This window comes from Actinocrispum sp. NPDC049592 (genome assembly GCF_040675465.1).
Taxonomy (GTDB): domain Bacteria; phylum Actinomycetota; class Actinomycetes; order Mycobacteriales; family Pseudonocardiaceae; genus Kibdelosporangium.
In genome coordinates, this window is record NZ_JBFAPA010000010.1 from 206,172 (window position 1) to 230,547 (window position 24,376).

At 68.5% G+C, this 24,376-nt stretch carries 12 protein-coding genes; 5 read left to right on the plus strand and 7 right to left on the minus strand.

Going from position 1 to position 24,376, the window contains the following annotated elements; all coding sequences use genetic code 11:
• Nucleotides 1–290: 290 nt before the first annotated feature.
• A complete protein-coding gene (locus AB0J95_RS25700; RefSeq protein ID WP_364762647.1) occupies nucleotides 291–623 on the plus strand; it encodes a MerR family transcriptional regulator in 333 nt (110 codons plus the stop codon).
• 70 nt (nucleotides 624–693) lie between these two features.
• Here the strand turns inward: AB0J95_RS25700 and AB0J95_RS25705 are convergent, their stop codons facing one another.
• A complete protein-coding gene (locus AB0J95_RS25705) occupies nucleotides 694–1,350 on the minus strand; it encodes a lytic polysaccharide monooxygenase (protein WP_364762649.1) in 657 nt (218 codons plus the stop codon).
• Between the two features lie 842 nt (nucleotides 1,351–2,192).
• On the opposite strand from AB0J95_RS25705, the gene AB0J95_RS25710 reads away from it, so the two are divergent.
• Both AB0J95_RS25710 and AB0J95_RS25715 read left to right on the plus strand, forming a co-directional pair.
• Nucleotides 2,193–3,032: an expansin EXLX1 family cellulose-binding protein gene (locus AB0J95_RS25710; protein WP_364762652.1), complete on the plus strand. Its 840-nt coding sequence runs from the start codon at nucleotides 2,193–2,195 to the stop codon at nucleotides 3,030–3,032.
• Between the two features lie 88 nt (nucleotides 3,033–3,120).
• Nucleotides 3,121–4,041: an alpha/beta fold hydrolase gene (locus AB0J95_RS25715; RefSeq protein ID WP_364762655.1), complete on the plus strand. Its 921-nt coding sequence runs from the start codon at nucleotides 3,121–3,123 to the stop codon at nucleotides 4,039–4,041.
• 1 nt (nucleotide 4,042) lies between these two features.
• Here AB0J95_RS25715 and AB0J95_RS25720 read toward each other — a convergent pair whose 3' ends face one another.
• The 6 genes from AB0J95_RS25720 to AB0J95_RS25745 form a co-directional block, all read right to left on the minus strand.
• Complete coding sequence (locus AB0J95_RS25720) at nucleotides 4,043–4,918, minus strand: transglutaminase family protein (protein ID WP_364762658.1); 876 nt, start codon at nucleotides 4,916–4,918, stop codon at nucleotides 4,043–4,045.
• Nucleotides 4,915–5,730: a transglutaminase family protein gene (locus AB0J95_RS25725; protein ID WP_364762661.1), complete on the minus strand. Its 816-nt coding sequence runs from the start codon at nucleotides 5,728–5,730 to the stop codon at nucleotides 4,915–4,917. Before AB0J95_RS25725 ends, AB0J95_RS25720 begins: the two co-directional genes overlap by 4 nt.
• Nucleotides 5,731–5,863: 133 nt before the next feature.
• Nucleotides 5,864–11,530, minus strand: coding sequence for an RHS repeat-associated core domain-containing protein (locus tag AB0J95_RS25730; protein ID WP_364762663.1), 5,667 nt, complete (start codon nucleotides 11,528–11,530; stop codon nucleotides 5,864–5,866).
• 11 nt (nucleotides 11,531–11,541) lie between these two features.
• Nucleotides 11,542–18,198, minus strand: coding sequence for a LamG domain-containing protein (locus AB0J95_RS25735; protein ID WP_364762666.1), 6,657 nt, complete (start codon nucleotides 18,196–18,198; stop codon nucleotides 11,542–11,544).
• 215 nt (nucleotides 18,199–18,413) lie between these two features.
• Nucleotides 18,414–21,728: a ThuA domain-containing protein gene (locus AB0J95_RS25740; protein WP_364762669.1), complete on the minus strand. Its 3,315-nt coding sequence runs from the start codon at nucleotides 21,726–21,728 to the stop codon at nucleotides 18,414–18,416.
• Between the two features lie 16 nt (nucleotides 21,729–21,744).
• Nucleotides 21,745–22,857, minus strand: coding sequence for a TIM barrel protein (locus tag AB0J95_RS25745; RefSeq protein ID WP_364762672.1), 1,113 nt, complete (start codon nucleotides 22,855–22,857; stop codon nucleotides 21,745–21,747).
• A gap of 273 nt (nucleotides 22,858–23,130) precedes the next feature.
• Here AB0J95_RS25745 and AB0J95_RS25750 point away from each other — a divergent pair, with 273 nt between their 5' ends.
• Nucleotides 23,131–23,397: a hypothetical protein gene (locus tag AB0J95_RS25750; protein ID WP_364762675.1), complete on the plus strand. Its 267-nt coding sequence runs from the start codon at nucleotides 23,131–23,133 to the stop codon at nucleotides 23,395–23,397.
• A 178-nt stretch (nucleotides 23,398–23,575) separates the two neighbouring features.
• Nucleotides 23,576–24,313, plus strand: a complete 738-nt coding sequence (locus AB0J95_RS25755; RefSeq protein WP_364762678.1) for an EI24 domain-containing protein — start codon at nucleotides 23,576–23,578, stop codon at nucleotides 24,311–24,313.
• The last annotated feature ends 63 nt before the right edge of the window (nucleotides 24,314–24,376 follow it).

Consider the following 24,376-nt stretch of genomic DNA (forward strand, 5'->3'; position numbering starts at 1 on the left):
TCCAGACGGTGAACGCCACAGCAGTACCCGAAGAACAGAACACACGGAAGAGAAGGGAAGGGTCACGTCATCTGATCGCCCGTCCTGGCTGTAGTTCGCCGGGCGGGTACCGCAGTCCCATCAGATTGGTAGGTGGTTCTCGGTTACTGACAAGCGATCCCCGCGAAATCGGCCCACTGGGTGGACGCGGGTACTCCAAGCCGATCTCAGGATCGGTCGATGATGAACCCAAACCCTGGGGCCCCGGGCGCGTCGCGCGTGACCGGGGCCCCTTGTGATGTGGAGGTGCGATGATCCCTGACCCGCGTGACACGCCCGCGCCCGGCGCGGGTGACAAGTTCGACGATGAGCATTACCCCGCCTACACCATGGGGCGGGCCGCGGAGATGCTGGGCACCACGCCCGGGTTCCTCCGCAGCCTTGGCGAGACGAAACTCATCGAGCCGCAGCGCTCGTCCGGCGGTCACCGCCGTTATTCGCGCTACCAGCTGCGGCTGGCCGCCCGGGTGCGCGAACTGGTCGATCAGGGCACCGGCCTGGAAGCCGCCTGCCGGATCGTCACCCTGGAGGACCAGCTCCACGAAGCGCAACGGCTCAACGCCGACCTGCGCCACCAAGACTGACAGCCGCGCGCACCGGAAGGGCGGTCCGGCGCCGCGACAGCCGGCGCCGGACCAACGTACTGGTGGATTTTCAGCCGAAGTTCACGTCACTGCACCACATGTAGGTCTGGTCCTGGTGCGAGGCTTGCCAGATCGTGAAGATGACGTGCTGTCCCCGGTAGCCGGAGGTCTGGACGTTGAACGTGATGTCCTTCGCCGGCGGGTACTTGCCGGTTTGCATGATGAAGTCGAGGTTCCCCCAGCCGAGGCTCTGGGTGGCCGGGTTGTACCCGTTCTTGCTGACGTAGACCCGGAGGAAGTCGGCTCCGTGGCTGGCCTGGTCGTAGAGGTGCATCGAGAAGTTGCCGCCGATACTGGTGGTCTTCCACTGTCCGGGCTTGTTCAGTGAGTTGTTGCGTGCGAGACCGTTGCTGCACAGCTGTCCGTCGGGCGTCGCTCCCTGAAAGTTTCCTTTCAGGCCGTCCCGCAACGCGCTCATCCAGTTCCACATGGTGTCGGCGTTGGCCTGGAAGGCCTGCCAGCACATGGGGTCCTGCTGCTGCATGGCCGGGTTCAGGTGGTCGTTGCCCCAGGCTTGCCAGCAGTGATAGGCGCGGGTCGCGGGACTGACGATGGTGCCGTGCGCCGAAGCGGCCGGGGCCAGGGCGAACAGGCACGCGATCGCGGCCGCCAGAGCCAGGATGCCGCGCCGTCTGACACCAAACCCGGAGGTAGTGGGCATACGCATGGGAATGGGCCTCCGTCTCCTGAGAGGGGAACCAAACGGATCTGGGAGCGCTCCCAGGCGAGGGTATACGCTACCGAGTGGAACTTCAACGGCACACTGGGTTATCACGGACTTTTCGCACAAACAACTGATCTCGCCGGTTTTCGACGGCGACCAGCGGCCGCGACCCGCGAGATGGGCCACGTGGCCGCCGCTCCGAGGACGGCCGGCCAGGTGAACTACCAAGGAAACGTCGCCGGTGCCAACACGACTGCCGCCAGTACCCCGCGATCCGCAACCGCGCCACCCGCCCGCGAACGTCACGACAAGCCACGTCACCAAACCAGCGAGGACGAACCAGCCTGCCATCCGGCATGCCGTGACAGCTTCCGCTGAGCTTGGCAACAAGACCCCGGCGTTCCGCGCTGAGCGTGCGCGGTTCCGGCGAGCGAGTACCAGCCGAATCGGTCGACTCGCTGCCGCAGCCGGTTCGCCACCGACCGCACGAACCACCGCGACGCCGCCGTCATCGGACTGTCCATAGTGAACTCGATCGCCACCGCGCACCACGCGTTTGCCCACCCGAGGAAAGCATCCAGGATGTAGTCACCCGGTGGCTCTTCGAGGTTATGCGGTTGAGGCATCCGCATTTTCACCATGTCGTTCCGGACGCCGGCGCGGGCTGCTCGCACATCGTGCTGCGGATCTGACCGTCCACCGTGCACCGGTCTACTTCGGTCAGGCCGCCAGGTCGCGTTGCGGGCCTGTTCAGTGGATCGACGTTTTGGGACGATCACAGTCGCCGCGGTGGGCGTTGGCTTTCGTTTTGTCGCATAGGGGTTGTGGTGTCCAGACGGTGGTCGGTGACCGCAGTGGTCGTCGTGCTGGTGGCGGTCATCGTCGTGGTGGGTGTAGCCGTGCTGCGCGGTCAGACGGGCGTCGCGGGTGAACCCGTCGCCGCGGCTCAAGTCGTGACCTCGTCGACAACCAGCGCGCCCCCTGCAACGCCGATCACGAGCGAGCCTGTGGCCAGCAGCACGACCACCACCGCCCCGTCGAAGACGGCCGCACCCGCTGGTGACACGTCCCTGGCCGGCAGGATCAAGCCTGGGGTGTCCCGCAGCGGAGTGGCGACGTTCTACGACTCCAACGGCGGCGGCGCGTGCTCGTACGATCCCAGCCCCGATCCGTTGACCGCCGCGATGAACACAGCGGACTACGAGGACTCCAAGGCCTGTGGTGCCTACGTGCAGGTCCGGACCACCAACGGGGCGAGCCTGACGGTGCGGATCACCAACCTCTGCCCGGCGCCGTGCCGCGCTGGGCAACTGGACCTCAGCGCGGAGGCGTTCGCCCGGCTGGCCGCGCCCAGCAAGGGCGAGATCCCGATCACCTGGACGCTGGTGAGCCCCGCGACGCCGAAGACGATCTCCGTGCGCTACAAGACCGGGTCCAGCCGGTACTGGTGCGCGATCCAGGTCATCGACCACCGCAACCCGGTCGCGCGGCTGGAGGTCCAGTCGGGTGGCCAGTGGAAGCAGCTGACCCGCGCCGACTACAACTACTTCCTCTCCCCCAACGGTTCCGGCTGCGGCGGGGCCATCGCGGTCACCGACATCTACGGCCAGCGCCTGGCCGTGGACCCCTTGCCGGTCAAGCCCGATGTCGCCCAGGCCACGAGCCTGCAGTTCGCCGCGCACTGACCAAACCAGAGCCGCAGGCAGAAGGAAGGCATGACAAGGGCTACTGGTGGGTAACCTAGCGGGTAGCCTCGACCCGAAGGTGGCCCCGATGCCCGTCACATCCGCGAGCGAACCAGCTGCCGAGCAGGAGATCCACCTGCACGGCCAGCGATTCACCTACCGGGAGCACGGTGCCGGCAAGGGCCCGGTGGTGGTGCTGTTGCACGGCCTGGCGGGCAGCTCCGGCACCTGGCTGCCGGTCCTGCCCCTGATCGGCGAGCACGCGCACGTCATCGCCCCCGATCTGCTCGGGCACGGGCATTCGGCCAAGCCACGCAGCGGCGACTACTCGATCGGCGCCTATGCGGCGAGCCTGCGCGACCTGCTGCTGGCCCTGGGCCACGACCGGGCGACCATCGTCGGGCACTCGTTCGGCGGCGGGGTGGCCCTGCAGTTCGCCTACCAGTTCCCCGAACTCACCGAACGGCTCGTGCTCGTCGCCAGCGGCGGCCTGGGCAGCGAGGTCACCCTCGCGCTCCGCGCCGCGACACTGCCCGGCAGCACCCTGGTGCTGAAACTGCTGGCGAACCTGACACCCCGCCCCGTGGGCCGCTTCGTCCACCAAGTGCTGCGCCGCGCGCTGCTGACCGCGACCGACGTCGACGAGTTCGCCCGGGCGATCACGTCGATGTCCGACCAGGAAGCGCGCGACGCCTTCGTCTACGCGACCCGCGGCGTCCTCGACATCTCCGGGCAGCGCCTCGACGCCACCGGAAAGCTCTATCTCGCCGAGGAGATCCCGGTCCTGCTGATCGGCGGCCGCGACGACGCGTGCATCCCGGTCGAACACACAATCCAGACCCACGAACAACTTCCCGGCAGCAGGCTCGAGCTTTTCGAGCGCACCGGTCACTTCCCGCACGCCGACCACCCGTACCGGTTCGCCCACACCCTGCTGGACTTCCTCGCCACCACCCAGCCCGCACAGGCCGATCTGGAGGCCCTCCGTCACCGGCTGAGGTCCAGGTAGGTCACGCGGCGACGGCGATCACACCCACCTGGCGGCTCGCGGTCAGCCGCCCGCCCGGCGCGCCGACGTAGGACCCGGAAGTCGGTGCCACGTCGGCGTAATCGCGTCCGGTCGCGACGGTGACGTACCGGGCGTCCGCACGACGACCGTGACAGGGATCGAAGGCGACGGCGACCACCTCGGCACCGCGCCGGACGACGACCTCGACCCAGGCGTGGGTACCGCCCTGCCCGAGCAGATGACCGGAGACGTACCGGGCGGGCAGCCCCACGACGTGACACAGCGCCAACATCAGGTGCGCCTGGTCCTGGCAGACCCCGCGACCGCCGGCCAGCGCCTCGGCCGCAGTAGTGTCCACAGTGGTCACTCCGTACTCGTAGGTGACCGCGGTCCGGACCTCGGCGCAGATCCGTCCGGCCAGGTCGAGCCCTCGCGCGTTGCCGGTGAGATCCGCTGCCAGTGCACGGATCCCGTCGTCCGGGGTGGTGAGTCGGGTGGGGCGCAACAGCCGTGGGTCGGTCAGCGCGGCGGTCGGCAACACCGGCGGGCCGTCGCCGCGGACCCGTTCGACAACGGCGGTCAGCCGAAACTCGACAGTGTGCTCGACCTGTGCCGCGTGGACCCGTACGACGGTGTTGCCCGCGGCGTCCCGCCTCACCCGGCGCTGGTAAGCCGCACCCGTCACCTCGACCCGGTGCGCGCGGCGGTGCACATCGCCGTGCCGGACCGGCGGCACAACGACAAGACGTTGCCGTACCGCGGTGACCGGTGTGTCGTACTCGTAGCGGAAGCCCTGCTCGATGCGGTACGTGACGCGGCCGGCGGCTTCGAGGTCCAGCGCCGTGTGATCGAGCACCGGACGGTCGTCGATCGTCACGCGACCACCTCCTCGGCCTGGACCCGCATCGACTCCAGCACGGGTGCGCCGAAGGTCGTCGCCATGGCCACGTCGGAGGCGTCCCGGCCGCGGCCGATGACGATCCGGCCTTTGCGGCGGCGGTTGTTGCGCGGGTCGAACGTCCACCACCGGCCGCCGAGCCAGACTTCCATCCACGCGGCGAAGTCCATCGGCGCGGGATCGGGCTCGACGTCCATGTCCGGCAGGTAGCCGAAAACGTAGCGGGCGGGGATGTTCAGCGACCGGCAGAAGGAGATCGCGAGGTGGGTGAAGTCGCGGCAGACCCCGAAACCCGAGGTGTTCACGTCGACGGCCGTGGAGGTTGCCGTGCTGCTGCCGTAGCGGAACTGCAGATGCTGGTTGACGTGGTCGCAGATCGCTTGCACGCGGCGGTAGCCGGTCGCCATGCCGCCGAAGCGCGACCAGGCCTCGTCGCCGAGCATGTCCGGCAGGCAGTACCGGCTGGGCAGCGTGTACAGCAACACCTCGTCCGGCAGGTCTGCCGGCGCCAGCTCCGGCGCGTCCTCGTCGGCGTCCTCAGCCGCGTCCGGCACGTCCACGAGCGCGTCGTAGCGGAAGCTGGACCGCCCGGCCGGCAGGATCAGCCGTAAGCAGGGATTGCCGTAGAGGTCGGTGTAGCCGTGGCTGTCCACCTCCGGGTCGACCGCGAAATGCTGGCGGGTCACCGTGACCGGCCGCTCACCGAGAGGCTTCACCTGGAACACCGTCGGCGTGGGAATCTCGGCGGAATAGACGAACTCGCACCCGACCTGCACCCGCCGGAAGTCCATACCCCATCATCTCAGCATTGTGTGACAACGGCATTGCGACCCGGCCCGATCCGGCCACAGTGCCGGATGGATGTCTGCGGGGGAACCGGCCCGGCAGCGAGGCTGGGGCTGCCGGGCCGGCGGTCGGGAATGGCTAGATCATGGGCACCCCACCTCCGCTGTTGCGGTGGATCCAGCCGTCGGGGGACTCGTAGAAACCGGACTTCTTGGAGTTCTCACTCCCGTAGCTGTAGTCGTCCTTCGGGGCTGGTCGGCCGGTGCTCTTGTCCCTCTTGGTCCGCTGGTTGCCGACGTTCATCGAGCCGGGCATCTTCTTCTGGTCGATCTTCTCCTTCTGGGTGTACACGCAGTCCTCCGGGACCGCGAGGCCCGACTTGCAGTAGGAGGCACCGAGCGGACGGACCGCGTCCGGCGAGTCGCAGCTGATGATCTGCGACCGGTTGCCGACGGCGTAGCAGCCCATGTCGGTCGGCGGTGCCGCTTCCAGCTGCCGCTCCCGCTCCTTCTCGAGGTTCTCGTGCTCCCGCTGGTTCTCCTCGTCCAGCTCGTGGTTCAGGTGGATGCTGTTCCCAGCCACGCCGCCCATTCCGACCCCGACACCGAGGACGTCCGAGCCTTTGTCCACGCCTTCCATCACGTTCGCCGCCCGGCCGATCTGCTCGGCGCCGCCCGCCATTCGCGCGGAGGCACCGGCCACCTTGCCAAGGCCGCCGGTGATCAGGCCGATTCCGTCGATCACCATGTTCGCCTTGTTGCCCTCCGCGGCGGAGATCGCGAAGTCGGCGGCGGTCAACAGGAACGCGGTGCCGGCCAGCCAGCCAACGGGCCCGGTGCACAGGAACGCACAGGCCATCGCCGCGAAGCTCGCCACGGCGGCCAGACCGCTGACGACAGTACCGAGAAAGCTCAGGAAACTCCTGCCGCTCGGGTCCATCATGGACACCGGGTTGTTGTTCGAGTACGTGTACCCGTTCATGGTCCCCGGATCGTCCTTGCCCAGCAGCGGGTCGACCGACAGGAACCGGCCGAGCCCCGGGTCGTACTCCCGGGCACCCAGGTGGACCAGCCCGGTGGACGGATCGTTGACGCCACCGACGAACCCCTTGTCGCCGGCGATCGGCGTGGCGTCGCCCCGGGTCGCGCCGAACGGCGTCTGCCGGTGGTGGGCCACCTGGACGACGTTGGTGCTGTTCACCGCGATCTGCGGGGAGCCCTGGTGGTCACCGGCCAGCCAGGTCAGGCCCTTGGCGTCACGCATCGCGACCACGTCGTTGCCGTACTTGTAGTACCGCGTCGCCGAGCGCGCGCCGGTCGCCTTGGTGACCCGCAGCTCCTGGCCGTCCAGGTACAGCGTCGTCCCGGTCGGGTCGCGGCGGATCAGCCGGTTGCCGTCGGCGTCGTAGACGAACTCCGTGACGTTGCTGCCCTGGGTGACCTTGGCTACGTGGCCTTCGGCATCCCAGTCCAGGATCTGCCCGGGTTTCGTGATGACGTTGCCGTTGGCGTCGTACGTGACCTGTCCGGTCGTGTTCACGCCCGGTCCCTTGGTGGCGACCGCGTTGACCGCGTGGGCGTGCGGCTGGCCGGCCGCCGGGTAGGTCGAGGTCTGCACGGTGTCTCCGGCCTGGGCGTGCGTTGTCTGGGACAGCCGGTTGCCGGACACGTCGTACGTGAACGACTGCCAGTACGGCGCGACACCGCCCAGCGCGGCCACCGTCGGGTCGGCCGTGCAGCCCGACTGCGGGGTCCAGGCTTCGGTGAGCCGCGTCAGGTAGTCGTAGCGGAAGCACTGCGTCTCCGCCTGACCGCTCGCCTTGTCCACAATGGACGTCACATTGCCGGTCGCGTCATAGGTGTAGTTCGTGTCCGACTGCATCGGACTCGCCACCTCGGCGTCCACAATGGACCTGCTGAGCCTGCGGGTGTCCGGCTCGTAGTACCGCGACAGCCAGACCCGCTTGCCCGGGTCACCCAGCTGCACCCGGGCGACCTCGCCGTACCGGGTGTACTCGGTCTTGGTGACGTAGTCGAACGTGTCGCCGTCGTAGCCACCGTTCGCCGTCTCCAGCCCGCCGAGACTGTCGTACGTGTACGTGATCGGCTCCGCCGGCAGCAGCGACGGCAGCTCGGCGAACGAGCTGTGCGCCAGGCTCCCGTCGTCCTTGTAGTCGCTGAAGGAGGAGTACGAGCCGTCGATGCCGTGGTTGAGCGAGCTGTCCGGGACCGTGACCGTCGTGCCCAGCACCTTGCCGAGCGGGTCGTAGCCCTCGATGGTGGACTTGTAGGCCAGGCCCCCGGCGTACCGGGTGGACGTGGCCGGCTTGCCCTTGCCGCCGAACGCCGAGTCGTAGGTCCAGTCCGCCAGGACCGTCGTTCCGGCGCGTTCGTCCTTGCGACGGTTGAGCGCGTCGTAGCCGTACGTGAGCGTGGTGCCCTTGGCGTCCTTCTTGGTCGCCAAGTTGCCCGCCGGGTCGTACGTCATGGTCGTGACGCCCTTGTCCGGGTCGTCGTCAACGATCTTGCGGCCGTGCAGGTCGTAGGTGTACTTCCACACCTGTCCGGCCGGGTCGACCAGCTTCGCCAGGTTGTCCGTGGGGGCGTAGGCGTACGTCGTGCTGTCGTAGTCGCCTTGGGCGGTCCGGCCGTGGTACTGGCGGAGCTCGGCCGTCCGGCCCCGGGCGTCGTAGACCGTCGTGGTGACCGTGCCGCCGGACGGCGGGGTGAGGGTCACCCGGTCCCCGTCGTAGTCCTTTGTGTACGTCCACTTGTCCACGACGCCGGACTTGAACGTCTGGGTTCTCATCCGGCCGAGGCCGTCGTAGGTCATCGCGGACTGACCGGGGATGTCGCCGTCACTGGCGATCCAGATCTTGTCGTCCACCGGAGCGTCGTTGAAGTACGCCATCGTGGCGCGGAACTCCCGGCCCTGCGAGTCGTACCGGCTGTCCATGATCAGCCGGCCGCCGTTGAACGCGGGGGTCTGCCGCTGGCGGATCCGCAACAGGCCGTCGTAGATGTCGTTGCTGGTCGTGTAGTTGCCGTTCGGGCCGACCGAGGTCGTGGTGACCACGGTCGGCTGGTCCTGGCGGTAGGTGTAGGAGAAGTAGACGTTGCCGTGCGGGTACTGGGCGCGGGACCGGTTGGGCAGCCAGATCTCGGTCTTGCGGCCCAGCGGGTCGTAGGTGGTCTCGGTGACGTTGTTGTTCGCGTCCGTCACCTTGACCGGCTGGCCGTAGGCGGTTTCCAGGACGGAGGTGGTCGCCTGGCCGGCCGCGTTGGTCACGACATTCTGCGTCGCCGGGCCGCCGAACTCCGGGCTGTACGCCGTCTTCGTCTCGTTGCCGTTCGCGTCCTTCGTGGACTTGACGCGGCCGTAGACGTCGTAGCCGGTGGTGGATTTCAGCGTGGTCACCGGGTGGTCCTTGTCGGGCCACTGGTCGAGGTCCTCCAGCCGGGTCGCGTTCCCGTGCACCGGCGGAGTGGCCGAGTCGGTGGCGCCGTCGTAGAAGGTCCGGGCCGCCGACACCGCGTCGTCCGGGAACTTCGGGATCGCCGTGCACGCCTTAGCCACCGTCTTCACCAGCGACGGCAGGCTCAGCAGCCACGCCCCGGTGTTCTCGTTGTAGTCGGTCGACGTGCACTTGTCGTCGGTCGCGATGGTGGTGTCGCCCAGGTCGTTGGTCTTGGTCACCAGGCCGTGGGTGTTGTACGTGGGCTCGGTCCTGGTCGTGCGCCAGCCACCGGCGGCCAGTGCCGTGTACCTGGTCTCCGGACCGGGCCTGACCATGTACGCCTGGAACGAACCCCGGGTCGCGGTCGGGCCCTGGACCGATGGGGTGCTGATCGTCTTGGCCATCACCTTCGCCGAGTCGCCGTCGTAGACGATCGACTCGAACTTCTGGCCCTGCAGCCAGCGGTCGTCGGTCCGTGTCCCGTTCTCCGAGTCGGTGACCGAGGCCGACCGGGTGCCGGACGGCATGTGGTCGCCGTTCATGCCCTGGTAGTAGCGTTCCTCCGTCTTCGTCACCGGACCGGACGGGTCGGTGGTCACACCCTTGCGGATCTCCACCTTCCGGAAGCCGTGGAACACGTTGTAGTTGCGGTGGTCATCCTTGGTGAACTCGGAGTCGTCCCACGCCCACGCGGCCCCGTCGAGGTAGTTGTAGGTGGTCACCTGCTCCTGGTCGGCGGAGATCCGGTCGGACTCGGTCACCTTCGCCACCACGTACTTCTGGAAGTAGTCGGTCTGCTCGGCGAAGTCCTTCTTCGCCCACTTCACCGGGTAGCAGCGCAGTTTGTTGTTCTCCGGCGCCGGCATGGCCTGGCCGGTCACGCAGTCCGGGTCGGCGTACTTGACGGTGACCAGCCCGCCCGCCTCCGACTCGATCTGGCTGATCCGGTAGCGCAGCAGCGGGCCGATGCCGTCCAGTTTCGCCACCCGGTTGGGCAGCTTGATGCCGGAGAACCGCACCGACGGCAGCTCGGCCGACCCGCCGGCCAGGCCGGTGTGCTTGATGCCCTTGAGCCACAGCGCCGGCTTCTCACCGTCGCCGTTCTTCGGGAACTGCTGGTCCAGCTCCCACTGTTCGACCGGCCGGTAACCGGAGCCGTCGAGGACGCTGGTGACCACCTTGCTCAGGCGTTTGGTGGACCAGTACGACGGGCCGTGCTGGTCCTTGCACGTCGCCGTGTCGCACTTGTCGTCCCACGGCACGTCGGGCCAGTTGTCCTTCTTGTCCGGCGTGCAGTCGCTGCCCGGCACGCACCGGTCGGCGGTGACGAAGTCGACCTTGGCCGCCGCCGGCTCGGGCCTGGTCACGTTCAACCCGTACTGCGCGGACTTCAGCGTGCCGCCCCGCGTGTACGGGACCGCCGCGTCCTTGTTGTCCATGCCGTACGAGTTCGTCTCGGCGGTGTAGTCGTAGAGGATCTCGTTGCCGTTGCGGTCGACGACCTTGTCCAGGTTCCACCGCCACGGCATCGCGCACTGTGACGTCTCGAACGTGCCCTGGTGGCACGGCTCGTTGGCGTCGTCGCCGAAGACCGGGACCTTCCACGTGGAGTTGGCGTCGCCGCGGGACCCGAAGAAGTACTGGGTCCCGTCGAGTGTGGTGATCTTCCACGACTCGTTGGCGTCACCGGGGTTCCCGATCCGCTGCACGCGCGCGCCGTCGTCGGAGCGCAGGTGCCAGCCCTTGTCCTTGTCGAGGATCAGGTCACCGCCCGATCCGCCGTACGACGTCGTCGCGTTGTCGCTGCGCCAGCACAGGTCGCCGACGCCCGCCGGTGGGGTGGTGCCGTCCATGGTGTCGTTGGCGCACGGGATGTACGAGCGCTCGACGAACCCCACCGTCATGTCCCAGCCGTCACCGATCCACGACGCCTGGTTGTTCGTCGCGCTCGTCCGTCCGTCCACAGCGGACGACGCGTAGGACAGCGCGAGCTGTGGCGCGAGCCCGCCCGGCACCGGCGGCACCCGCATCGGGTACGACCAGGTGAAGTCGCCGGTCTGGCCGGACACGTCCCACTTCGCCGACGGGGACAGCGGCGAGGCCTTGCTCGTGCCACCGCCGTCCGCGCCGCCGCTCGGCCCCTGGTTGCCGTGCAGTTCGTTGTTGGCCGCCTCGTCATCGCCCCGGGGAATGTCCACCTTCTGCTCGCTCACCGACGTCGACGGCGTGCCGGGCAGCGGGACCGAGGGCTCCCCGGCCCAGGCGGCCGGGGAAACCGTGGTGGTCACCATCGAGGTGACCAGGACGGCCGTGAGCGTGAGGGCCAGACGTCTAGTGCCTGTACGCATTGATCCTCCCGTCATGATCCGAACACCGCCGCATCGGCCGGGGCGTTGACGAGGACATAACCCAGCTGCTTCTCCATCGGGTAGCCGGCGCAGCCGGGGTCCGCCGAGATGAAGCTGTCCGTGCCCTTGCACCGGTAGATCGGCTGGCTCGGACCGGCCGGGGCGACCGTCCACACGTAACCCTGCGAACCCACGACGGTCTTGCCCTCGCACGCGGCGTCGGTGGACGCGAACGAGTCGTTCCCGTTGCGGCACAGCATCAGCGGGGTGGAGTCGGGCTGTTGGACCAGCGCCGTCACGCCGACCGCCACGCCGAACTCGGCGCCCACCATCGAACCGTCCACAGTGGCCACGTCGTCGTAGCCGGGCAGGATGTAGCGGGTCAGCGTGCCGTAGCCGACCGAGTAGCCCAGCAGGCCCTCCGACGTGGCACCCTCGCACGTGCTCGACCGCGACTCGAACCGGTCCGCCCCGGCGTTGCACCGGTAGATGGGGATGGTGGGGATGTTGGTCGGCTGCACGGTGTAGACCAGGCCGATGTCGCCGACCTTGGTCTGTCCCTCGCACGCGGAGTCCACCGAGGTGAACGCGTCCTTCCCGGCCGAGCAGGCGTACAGCGCGCGCGTGTTCGCCCCGGCCGCGGCCGGCCGGCCCAGGGTGCCCTCGAAGTGGTACCCGGGGCGGACCTGGTCGGTCGGACCGGTGTAGTGGTCACCGGCGCCGTTGACGAACCGCCCGAGCTGGCCGGCCACCGGCGCCGGCCACCCGGCCCGCTCGGCGATCTCACTGTCGCTCGTCACCCCCTCCGCGGCGTGCACCTCGTCGAGGGCACCCCGGAAGTACCCGGCCGCCACGCCGTTGACCTTGCCGCGGCCGATCACCTGCTTGCCGGTCGCCGGCCACAGCACAGCACTGTTGCGGAAGCTGACCAGCTGGCCGTTCACATACAGCCGCAGCTGCCGCGCCGGGTAGTCGTACACCCCGGCGAGGTGGGTCCACTCGTTGACCTTCGGTGCGACCAGGTCGGCCGCGTACACCATCGGGGCACCGTCGGCGTCCGCCGTGTACGCCCCGAACACCCACCTGTTGAGGTCGGGCCGGTACTGCAGGACGTACCCGGAGTTGCGGTCACCGTCCTGGCCGATGACCGTGGCCACCTGGTCGGTGCTGTTGAGCCGGGCCCAGGCGGACACGCTGAAGCTGTCGTGCATCGGCACGTAAGCCGGGTTGGTCAGTGTGCCGGTGCCGTCGAACACCGCGGCCTTCCCGGTCACGCCGGGCCCGTAGGTGACTCCGTTGGTGGCAACACCGTCGTTCTTGCGCCACGTCGCGTCCTTGGCCGTGCCGTCGTCGAAGCGGTAGTAGCCCCAGTCCCCGTCGGCGACGTCGTCGTGGATCTTGCGGACCTCACCGTCCGCCAGGGCCTTGCCGAAGACGCGGACGTCGTCGATCGCGAAGTTGAAGAACGACGCGTTGTTGCCGTTCCACTTGGTCCGGCCGATCGCCATCGGCCCGGGGGCCGGCAGGATCGTCACACCCACCTGGGCGGCCGACAGCATGCCGTTCACGTACAGCCGCAACTGGTGCAGGTTCGCGTCGTACGACATCGCGAGGTGCGTCCACTCGCCCGCGTTCGGCGGCTCGGTCGAGTTCAGGATCGTCACGGCCTGGCCGGGGTTGTCCACGTCCTTGGCCGGCACGACCACCGTCCACCTGTGCGCGGGACCGTTGTAACCCATGGAGAACGTGTCCAGCCGGGCGCCGTCCTGCCCGATGACCGCCTGGCTGTCGGCACCCGCGTTCTGCAGGAACACCCAGGTGGCCACGGAGAAGCTCTGCGCGGTGTCCACGACCGGGCCGTCCGTCTCGGCGTAGCCGGCAGCGGTGTTGTCCAGCTTGAGGGCCGACACGCCCTTGCGGCCACCGACCCAGGACGCACCGCCCTTCAGCGTCGCGGTCATGCCCCGGCCGCTGGTGTCCTTCGCGATCGTTCCGGTGCCCTCGTCGAACGACCACGACGCCGCGTCGGTCGCCGGCAGGGTCGCCGCGCCGGTCGCCGCCGCGTACGAGCGGTACAGGGCACTCACCCGGGTCTTGTCCAGCTGACCGGTGTACATCCGGACGTCGTCGACGTCGCCGACCCACTGCTCGGCCGGCTTGCCGGCCACCTTGCCGCGGCCGACCACCAGACCGGCACCGGCCGGCGGCGCCCACGCCGAGTTGAGCGTGCCGTCGCCAACACGGGTCCCGTTGACGTACAGCCAGATCTTCTTGGTCGCCGGGTCGTACACACCCACCAGGTGTGTCCACGTGTTCAGGTCGGACTGCAGCACCGACACCGCCGCCTGGGTGACCGGGGCCTGGGCCGTGTCCGACTCGGGCATCGCGAAGGTCCACACCCCGAACGGGTGGTTGGGTTCCCGCACGTGGCCCAGCCTGAACTTGCTCGCGTTCGTGCCGTCGACGGTGACCGCGTCCATCTTGCAGCCGTCCGGGTTGGCCTGGAAGTCACATGACTTGTCCGGCAGCCGCACCCACGCCGACACCGTGAACGCCTGATCGGTCCGCACGTCCAGGCCGCTCGTGGTCACCGAGTCGGTGCCGCCGTGGAACGTCAGCGCGTTGCCGACCCGGCCTGGGATGTAGGCGGCGTTGCCGTTGATCGTGCCGCCGCGGGAGCCCACCGAGTCGGCCGCGTTGCGCCCGGACGACTCGTCGAACTGGTAGTCGTGCACCAGCGACAGGTCCCGGCCGGCCATCGCCTGGATCTCCGAGGCGAACAGCGCCCGCGAGTACCCGGCCACGTCGTCGATGGCCCCGGTGAAGTACTCCACCGGGCCGCCGTTCCACTTGGCCCGGCCGATCTGCAGCCCACCCGTGGCGTTCCAGCTCTGGGTGTGCGCGGTCGACCCGGCGAGCACGCCGTTGACGTAGAGCTGGAGCTGCTTCGCCGGCGCGTCGTAGACCGCGACCAGGTGCGTCCACTGTCCTAATTGGACAGTGCCACCGAGGACCTCGTCCCGGCTGGCGTTCGTGTCGTCGGTGTTGAACATGATGAACGACCAGTGCCCGTCGTCGGCCGCGCGGACCTTGAACGCGCTGATCCTGCTGCCGTCCTCGGACACCACCGCCGGAAGGCCACCGAGCTTGTCCACCCGCGCCCAGGCGGCCACCGAGAAGCTCCGGTCGGTGTCCACCGTGTGCGGCGCGTCGATCCACTGCTGACCGGGGCCGTCCAGGCGGGCGGCCAGGTCGGACGAGTCGGGCATGCTCGACTGGCCGGCCGTGTACACACCGCCGTTGATCATGGTGGCGTTCAGGTGGTTCGAGGACGAGTCGTTGGTGTTGCCGTCCAGCTTCCACTGGCCCCTGGCGACCGCGTCACCGCCGACGATGCCGCGGATCTCCGCGTCGGACAGCACCCTGCTGTAGGCGCGCAACTCGTCGATCGAGCCGTGCCACTGGTTGCCCGTCAGACCGTTGTCCTTGTTGCGGCCCAGCACCATCGGCCCGGTCGCGTTGAACGCGGCGGTCTTGGCCGCGGTCCCGGCGAGCACCCCGTTGACGTAGATCCGCATCTCCTTGGCGGACGCGTCATACACGGCGGCCAGGTGCGTCCACTCCCCCAGCTTCGCGGGCACGCTGCTCTGCACGGCAGCATCCCCGGGGTGCGTCGCCTCGTCCGAGCCGAACGTGTAGAACTCCCACTTGTCGCCCTTGGTGCTGCTGGCCCGGTAACCCATCAGCATCCCGCTGTTGAGGTTGCCGAACTGGGCCACCGCGGTGGACAGCGAGTCGGCCGCCCACTTGCTGTCCAGCTTGGCCCACAGGGCGACCGAGTAGCTCTGGTCGGTGCGCAGCACGGGACCGTCGGTCTGCATGATGTCGTTGTCGTTGTCCAGCTGCAACGCGCCGTCGACGGCACCGGCGTTCTGCACGAAGTGCGCGCCACCCTGCAGCACGCCCATGCTCCCGCCGGGGATGGCGTTGTTGGCCGTGGTACCGGTGGGTTCGTCGAACTTCCAGTAGCCGAGCTGCACGTTGTCCCGGCTGACCGCGGCCCGGATGTCCGCGTCGTTCAGGATCCGGTCGTAGATCTTCACCTCGTCCACGGAACCCTGGAGGTAGTCGACATCGGGGTGCGAGTCCCACATCGTCCGTCCAATGCGGACAGAACCGCTCGAGTTCTTCGGCGGCACGTTCGCCTTGGCGATGCTGCCGGAAAGCACACCGTTGACGTACAGGCGAAGCTGGTTCGCGGGCGCGTCGTACACGCCGGTCACCTGCGTCCAGGTGTTGAGCTGCGCGGGTGCGGACGACCACACCAGGTCCGCGGCGCCCTGCACGGTGTCCGGGTTGGCCATGGCGAACACCCAGCGACCGCCGTTGTCCGGCCGGTACCACAGGTCGAACCCGGCGAACGTGGTGCCGTCCTGGCTCACGATCGCCTGCGCCCCCGCGGCCCTGGTGATCTTGGTCCAGGCGGAGACGGTGAAGCTGCCGTCGGTCCGCACGGCGTTGGGCGCGGTCACGTACCCGGTGGTGCCGTCCAACGTGATCGCCGAGTTCACGGCTCCGGCGGACGTGTAGCTGGTGCCCCCGGTGGTGACGCCGTCACGGTTGCCGAGGAACGCGGTGTCCTTCGCGTTGCCCTCGAACGAGTACTGCGACACCGCACCACTGCCCGGTCGCACATACAGGTGCAACAGCGTCTCCGGGCTCGGGTTCCCGGCACGGTCGACGCTCTGCACGTGCAGGGCGTGCGGGCCGTCGGCGGGTGGCGTCGTGGTCACAGTCGCCTTGCCGCCCAACGCGTCCGCGTCCACCGAGACGCTTTGCTGTTCGTCCCACCGGTACACGTAGTGGTCGACGTCGGTCACTGCGGGACTGCCCGCGTCGAAGGTGAAGGTGCCCGGTACGCCGACACCGCCGTGCCAGCGTTCGTCGGCCTGGTAGAGGCCGGGGGTCACCCCCGGCTGGGAGGTGGGCGGGTCCCGGTCGACGATGAACCCGGGTCCGCTGCGGGAGTCGCTCGTGTCCCAGCCGTCGTCGCCGCGCAGGGACCAGGTCACCTCCTGGCCGTTGTGTTTGGTCAGGTCGTACGTGGTGCTGAACGTGTTGCCCTGCTGGAGGACCGGGCCATTGCGGGTCTCCAGCACGGTGCCGCCCTTGATCGACCAGTTCGCGGTGAGCTGGTCCGAACCGTCCGGGTCGGTGATCCGGCCCTTGAGCCGCACCCAGTCACCGGTCAGGTACGCCTTGCCGGCACACCACTTGCAGACGGTGCCCGCAGGCTCGGTGGTCAGTTCGGTGGCCGGGTCGGGCTTGGTGTTGTAGTGCGCGATGATGCGGGTCGCCCCAGCGTCGTACTTGCGCCAGGCGTCCGTGTTGCCCTCGTCGCTCGCGCGGATGAAGTAGGCCGACCAGTTTGTCGGGCTGTAGTAGCCGCCGAGGTTCCAGCCGATGCCCTTGTTGCCGGCACAGCCGGAGTACGCGGGCTGCGCGTTCGCATACCCCACTCGGGTACCGGCGGGCTGGGTGTTCCAGTTCAGGCCGGGGCCGAACGTCGTGTTGGCGATCCACAGCTCGTGCTGGGCGTCAGCGCAGCGCGGGCTGTACAGGATCGTCGCGTTCAGCGAGATGTCGATGACGCGCTTGTTGGCGAGGAAGCTCGTGTCGAACTGCCAGTACGACCGGGCGATACCGATGTCGGAGTCGCCGGTGCAGCCGGTCAGCCCGGAGCAGCGGCCGATCTTCGCGTACGTGTCCACGTCGTTGCCGCCGTACCAGTGCGTGCTGTTCGGCTTGTTGCTGAACACCTTCGCCCAGTCGCTGCGGTCGAAGGTATGCCAGTCCGGGTCGATGGTGACCGGGAACGCGGCCTTCGGATCGGTCAGCAGCTTCTGGTCGGGGACCAGGGTCAGCGACGACCCGTCGAGTTCGAGACCGACCGGGGCGGTGCGTTCGTTCGACGCGTCCCACATGCTCGCCGGTGGGGTGTCGTAGACGACGTTGCCCGCGGCGTCGGTCGCCTGCAGGGCACCGTCCTTCACGGCGAGCTTGACGCCGTCGGCCTTGATGCCGAGCTTGATCCGGGCCAGCGCGGGGTTCCGCGCGGCCTGGGCGTCCCTGACGACCAGGTGCTGGGACACGTTGTTCGCCGCGGCGGTGAGTTCGAGGTCGACGCCCGGCAGGACGTCGTGGTAGGTCGCGGTGGGGCCGTCCAGCGCAGGCGCCGGGAGCGCGCCTGGCCAGGTGAGGGTGATGGGGCCGTACTTCAGCAACGGCCCGGAGCCGCCGCCGGACATCGTGGTGCCGGTCGTGACGGTCTTCGGGGTGACCGTCCTATCCGGATTCATGACCAGGGCCGGGTCCACCGGTACCCAGCTGCTGCCCCGCTTGACCTGCATGGGTTGCGCGCTCAGTTCGGCGACCATGGTGCCGTCCGGCTGCGCGGACACCTTCCGGGTCGGCGTCCCCAGTGACGTCACGACAACAGGCTCGTGCTGCCGGTACGCGGCGGCCATGGCCACGTTCTGGTCAGCTGTCTCGGTGATGTGCGGAGCCGCGACCGGCGGCTCCTGGTATGTGCTCTGCGCGGCGGTCACCACGGCCGCCACACCGAGCAGCGTGGTCACCAGCGCAAGCGGCTTTCTTCGCCACTCCATCGTGTCTCCTCCACCCCGATCAACGGCACTTGCCAGGTGAAGTGGAGCAGTAAGACACCGCACGAGGCTTTCACGGCGCTTTCACACCCACCGTTTGTCCGGTTTGGAACACTTGAGGTGCGCCGAATGCAGTGACGGCAGTGGTTTGCCGGTCGCGGATGGACATGGGCGCGGCCCGCCGGCTGGGGAGCCGACGGGCCGCTGTGCGATTCCCCTTAGCCGGCCGGGAACTCGATCCAGTTCAGGTTGACCAGACCGGTTGCCGGGCCGTTGGGCACGGCGGTGAACACGACGTAGAGCTTGTGTGTTCCGGCTGGTTGGCTGACTGGGATGGGGTGGCTGGCCCAGGTGTTCGCGCCGGTGGTGGCGGGCAGGGTCGCGGTGGCGACGACCGGCCCGGCCGGGGAGTCCAGCCGCAGCTCGACTCCGGCCCTGGGGGTGCCTGCTGTCGCGGCGGAACCACCGGAGTACCGGAGGGTCACCGCGCCGATCCCGCCCAGGTTCACCGGGTCGAAGGCGAGGTGGTCACCTGGGTCTATCGACGTCACGTGCAGGCCCCCACCGGTGTCGGTACTGGTGGTGGTCTCCACGCCCTGGCGCACTTGAGCGTTCTCGGCCTGCTGCCGCCGGGTCTGGATGACGGCCTGGCTGATCGTGGTCAGCGCCGGCTGCCCGTTGGCGCCCAGGTCGGTGTAGGACGCACTGATCCCGCCGTAGAGGTAGCCACCGGCGTGGTCGCCACCGTCCGCGGGTGTGGGCAGGGTTCCGGAGCAGCCCGTGGTCGAGCCCTGTCCGTGGCCGTGCTGATCGTGCCCGAGCACGAACGTGACGGTCACCCGGTTGCAGTCGACCGCGCCGTCCTCCGGATCGGTGACGGTCACCGTGAACGGGATGGTGTCGCCCCAGTCGAAGAACGTGCCGCTGAGGGGCGAGGTGACCGTCACCGTCGGCGCTGTGTTGCCGACCGTGATGGTCCGGGTGAGCACGGCTGTCTTCCCGCTGGAGTCGGTCACCGTGAGTTTGGCGGTGTAGACGCCATTGGCGGTGTAAGTGAACGACGGGCTGGGATCGGCCGAGTCGATGGTGCCGTCACCGGTGAAGTCCCACGCGAACGAGATGGACTCACCGGGGTCGGGATCGTACGAACCCGCGCTGGAGAACTGCACGGTGAGCGGCGCCGGCCCACCGGACGTCGGGGTCGCGTTGAGCACGGCGACCGGCGATCGCGTGCCCTTGACGTACCGGATCACCGACAGTTGCGCGTCCGGGTTCGGGCGGAAGAACCCGTCGCCGTACTCCAGCAGGTACAGGCTGCCGTCCGGGCCGAACTCCATGTCCATCGGGTTGTCGAACACGAACCCGGGCAGGAACTGCTCGACGCCGACCAGCTTGCCCTTGCCGTCGGTGCGCATCATGAAGATCTTGTCCCGGGTGAACTCGCCCAGGGCGACGGCGTTGTTGTAGTACTCCGGGAACTTGACCGGCGAAGCCGAGTCCTTGTCGTAGGAGTAGATCGGCCCGCCGTGCGGTCCCACACCACCGGTCCCGATCACCGGCCACTTGAAGTCGCAGGGCGTCGGCGGGTTCTGCAGGTACGCGCCGGGGCACGGCGTGCGTGCCTCGTAGGTGTACCAGAACTGGGGCTGCTGCACCGCGGGCAGCACACGCAGACCCGTGTTGCGGAAGGAGTCGTTGACCGGCGCACCGCAGTTGAACGGCTGACCGGACGTGCGGGTGACGAAGTCGAAGTCGATGTACGGCAGGCTCGGCGAGGCGCAGTACGGCCAGCCGAAGTTGCCTGGTTTGCTGGTGGCGAACCACCTTCCGGTGCCCTCGGGGCCGCGTGCCGGGTTCGACGTGCGCGAGTCCGGCGAGTAGTCACCGACGTAGACCATCCCGGCGGAGTCCACATCGAACCGGAACGGGTTGCGCAGACCCATCAGGAAGATCTCCGGCCGGGTCTTGCCCTCGCGGTCCTCGGCCTCGGGGAACAGGTTCCCGTCCGGGATCGTGTAGGTCCCGTTGGCCCGCACCTTGATCCGCAGCAGCTTGCCACGAAGGTCGTTGGTGTTGCCCGCGGAACGCTGCGCGTCGTAGCCGGGTCCCTGCGTGGGCGACTCGTTGATGGGCGTGAAGTTGTCCGACCCGCCCGCGTTCGTGTCGTCGCCGGTCACCATGTACAGCAGGCCGCGCCGGTCGAACTTGACCTCACCGGCCACGTGGCAGCAGATGCCCCGGTCGGTGTTCACCCGCAGGATCTGCTGCTCGGTGGCCATGTCCAGGTGCGGTGCCGGCGTCTCCACCAGCTTGACGCGGGAGAGCTGGTTGTAGCCCTTGAACGCGTCCCAGGCCGTGGGATCGGTGCTCGTGGTCGGCGCGTCGCCCTCGTTGACGCCCGGCGTGGCCGGGTTGTCGACGGGAGTGTTCAGTGGTGGCGCGTAGTAGATGTACACCCATTTGTTGGTGGCGAAATCGGGGTCGATCGCCATCGTCTGCAGGCCGTCCTCGTCGTGCGAGTAGACCGGGATGGTCGTGATCACCGGGCTGGCGCCGGTTTTCGGGTCGTAGAGCCGGATCTCACCGCCGCGGGTGTTGTGCAGCACCCGGCCGTCGGGCAGGACCGCGAGCGACATCGGCTCGCCCGGTTCGTCGTTGAGGGTGACCTTCTCGTAGTTGCCGAGCACGGTCGCACCGCAGTCGCCCTCGACCACGCCCGCCGCCCACTCGATGCCACCGAGCAGGTGCTTGCGCAGGGCGTTGGAGCGGTAGGACTCGATCGAGTGGCCGAGGCCCGTGTAGAACGACCGGCCGCCCACGTGGTCCTGGCACCAGGCGATCGGGTGGTCGAAACCCATTGTGCCGCCGGTGAAGGACTGCTCGTCGACGGTGGCGAGCACATGCTGCTTGCCGCGGACGTTGGCGGCGAAGTTGTACCACTCCTCGGTCAGCGTCAGCGTTCGCGCCACCGTCTCGGTGGCCGGGTGTGCCCGGTCGGCCACCTGGACGTTGCCTTGGCCGACCGCGCTCGCACTGGCGACCTTGGTGCCGACCAGACCTTGGTAGAAGGCCCAGTCCGGCTCGGTCTCGGCGGCGGCGTGCACACCGACATAGCCACCGCCGGCGCGGATGTATCCCTCGAAGGCGTTCTCCTGAACGGGGTTGAGCACGTTGCCGGTGGTGTTGAGGAACACCACGGCGCGGAACCGGGCCAGGTTCTGCGGGGTGAACGCGGCAGCGTCCTGGGTCACGGTGACCTGGAAACCGTTGTCCCTGGCCAGCGCCCGAACGGTCTGCACTCCGTCCTGAATGGACGGACGGCGCACTCCGTCGGTCTTGGTGAAGACGAGCACCTGGAACGCGGCGGGCCTGCGGGCATCCGACCGCAGCGCGGCCGGGCCGTTCTCCTGCGCCACCAACGGTTCGGTGCCGGGCTGAGCCGAGGCGGCCGGTGCGGCGGTCGAAGTCAGTGACGCGGCGAGTGCGACGGCGGCGGCACCGGACAGCCGGCGCCGCCATGACGACAGTGTCATTCTCCGGGCCTCCCGGTCAGCGGCGGTAGATGGTCAGCTCGGACATGTTGGTGTAGCTGGTGGCCGCGAAGGCCAGCGACTGCCCGGGGTTCGCCGCGCCACCCGGGGCGGTGTCCTGCTCCCAGTTGGCGTGGTGGAAGTCCTGCTCGCCGATGGTCTGGAAGAACTGCTGGAAGTTGATGTCCCCCTCGCCCAGCGGGACCATGTCGTAACCGTTGCCGGCGTTGGGGTTTCGGTCGCCGTCCTTGGCGTGGAACAACGGGAACCGCGTGGTGCGCGGGGCCACTGTGAGGATCGGGTCGAACAGGTCGGTCTTCTGGTTGCCCCACCGGTCGGTGTAGGTGCGGTGCTTGAACCTGGCCACGTACGCCCAGAAGATGTCCATCTCGAAGAAGACGTACCGCGGGTCGGCCTTGCCGAAGAAGTACTCCAGCCGGCGGATCCCGGACGAGCGGGTCGGCTTGCCATTCGCGTCCAGCGGGCCGGCGTCCAACATGAAGCTGTAGGCGATGTCGTGGTTGTGCGTGTAGAGCCGTAGACCACGGGCCCTGGCCTTGCGGCCCAGTTCGTTCCACGTGTCGGCGGCGGCGTCCCAGTCGGCCTTGTAGGGCGTGTTCGCCGGGTCGCTGCCGGTGCCGATGTTCTTCATGCCCAGCTCCTGGGCGATGTCCAGCTGCTGGTCGAAGGTCGCCGGGTTGATCGTGGTGTGCGTGCCGTTGGCGACCAGCCCGTTGTCGTCCAGGATCTTGCGGATCTCCTTGGGGGTGATCTGGCGGCCCAGGATCTCGGTGCTCTGCGTGTAACCGGCGAACTCGATCTCCTTGTAGCCGATCTCGGCCAGCCGGGCCAGCACCCGCTCGAAGCCGTAGGGCACACCGCTCGAGTCCGGCGCCGCGGTGATCCGGTCGCGGACGCTGTACAGGATGATGCCGCGGTTACGCGCGGGGACCAGGGGCTCCACGCGTAAGTCATGGTGCTGGTCGTGGCCGCCGTCGCCGGTGGCGAACGCCGGTGTGGCCGTGGCCAGGACGGGGAGTCCCGCCGCGCCCAACGCCGCGGCGGTCGCGGCCGAAGCCCTGAAAACATCACGCCGGGTGAAGCTGCTGCTCTGTCTGTGCTGCTCGTCCATGAAGTCTCGCGCCCTTTCTGAACACTGCTGACACCGTTGTCCGGCTGCTCTGGAGGGGGTTGCCCCGCGGAGGAACGTTGTTGACCTACCTATTACTCGCCCATGACCAACTTTCGCGGAATTATGCCACGGTTTCTCCGATTTTGACCCAACTTTCGTCGACTCTGAGCAAAAGCCTCGCCCTCCGGCTGGCATGTTCGGGGGTGCCGGGGGCAACCACTGTCCAACCCACGAGCGCCCGAACACCTCGGTGATCGGGGCGCGATGGTCAGCGTGTCGCGGCAACCGGTCGGCGCGTTGGACTTCGCGGTCGGCCGCCACTCCAGCTACGCCGGTGAGACCGGCCACGACCCGCGCCGGTTCACCGTCGCGCACGACGAGGCAGAGATCCTTCCCCTGCTGCGCCAGGTGAAACGCCTCAACCCGGCCTGCGGATCATCACCACCCCCACGGAGCCCACCGGCGGCGCAACGACTACTCCGGGACCGATCTGCCGGTGCGGCAAGCGGCCGGCGGGTATCGGCGAGCTGGGACCGGTGATCCGCGAGCCCGGACAGACTCGCGCGCGGCGTTCGGCACCATGGGGATCATCACCGTGACTCGCAGACCCAGCGGGTCGTCTACAACGACCGGTACCGGCTGCTCGAGCACTTCGGCGGGTTCGTCGATCCGGGTGGCGGGCACCGTCGGTACGACCGGCCGCTGATAGAAATGTCCGGTGCGCGACTTTTCCAAGGGTGTCCGGATGTTCGGTCAGGGGTGGGCGATTCTGTTGCGCACGCCGAAGTTGTTGGTGCTGGGGGCGTTGCCCGCGGTGCTGACGACGGCGCTGTTGGTCGGCGGGATGGTCGCGTTGGTGGTGTGGATCGACGAGCTGGCCGCGGTCGTCACCCCGTTCGCAGACGGCTGGGCGGAGCTGTGGCGGACCCTCATGCGGGTCGCGGCGGGGATCGCGCTGATCGGGGTGGCGCTGGTGGTGGGGGTGATCGGGTTCTCGGCACTGACGCTCGCGATCGGTGGCCCCTTCTACGAGACCATCGCGGAGAAGGTCGAGGACGATCTGGGTGGCGTGCCGGACGCGGTGGACCTGCCGTGGTGGCGGCTGCTGTGGCTCGGTATCCGGGACGGGCTGCTGCTGGTGCTGCGGTCGTTGCTGTTCACCATCCCGCTGTTCCTCGCGGGATTCATCCCCGTGGTGGGGCAGACGGCCGTTCCGGTGCTGCTGGCGGTGGTCACCGGATGGTTCCTGGCGCTGGAACTCGTCGCGGTCCCGTTCTATCGCCGTGGCATGGACCTGAAGCAACGCCGGCTGACCCTGCGCAAGCGTCGCGCGCTGGCGTTGGGCCTGGGCGTGCCCGCGTCCCTGCTGTGCGCCATCCCGTTGGCGGCGATCGTCGTGATGCCGGCGGCGTTCGTGGGCGGGGTTCTGGTCGCGAGGGAAAGCCTGACCTCGTAGCGCTACGACAAGACTGCGACCTGACCGGGACAGCACGTCGACACCGGCGCCGCAGAGTCGGCA

What these genes read in the sequence shown, in the direction of transcription:
- AB0J95_RS25745 (WP_364762672.1), bottom strand. Translation starts at nt 22,857, where the DNA reads ATGGACGAGCAGCACAGACAGAGCAGCAGCTTCACCCGGCGTGATGTT.
- AB0J95_RS25735 (WP_364762666.1), bottom strand. Translation starts at nt 18,198, where the DNA reads ATGGAGTGGCGAAGAAAGCCGCTTGCGCTGGTGACCACGCTGCTCGGT.
- AB0J95_RS25705 (WP_364762649.1), bottom strand. Translation starts at nt 1,350, where the DNA reads ATGCGTATGCCCACTACCTCCGGGTTTGGTGTCAGACGGCGCGGCATC.
- AB0J95_RS25715 (WP_364762655.1), top strand. Translation starts at nt 3,121, where the DNA reads ATGCCCGTCACATCCGCGAGCGAACCAGCTGCCGAGCAGGAGATCCAC.
- AB0J95_RS25730 (WP_364762663.1), bottom strand. Translation starts at nt 11,530, where the DNA reads ATGCGTACAGGCACTAGACGTCTGGCCCTCACGCTCACGGCCGTCCTG.
- AB0J95_RS25740 (WP_364762669.1), bottom strand. Translation starts at nt 21,728, where the DNA reads ATGACACTGTCGTCATGGCGGCGCCGGCTGTCCGGTGCCGCCGCCGTC.
- AB0J95_RS25700 (WP_364762647.1), top strand. Translation starts at nt 291, where the DNA reads ATGATCCCTGACCCGCGTGACACGCCCGCGCCCGGCGCGGGTGACAAG.
- AB0J95_RS25725 (WP_364762661.1), bottom strand. Translation starts at nt 5,730, where the DNA reads ATGGACTTCCGGCGGGTGCAGGTCGGGTGCGAGTTCGTCTATTCCGCC.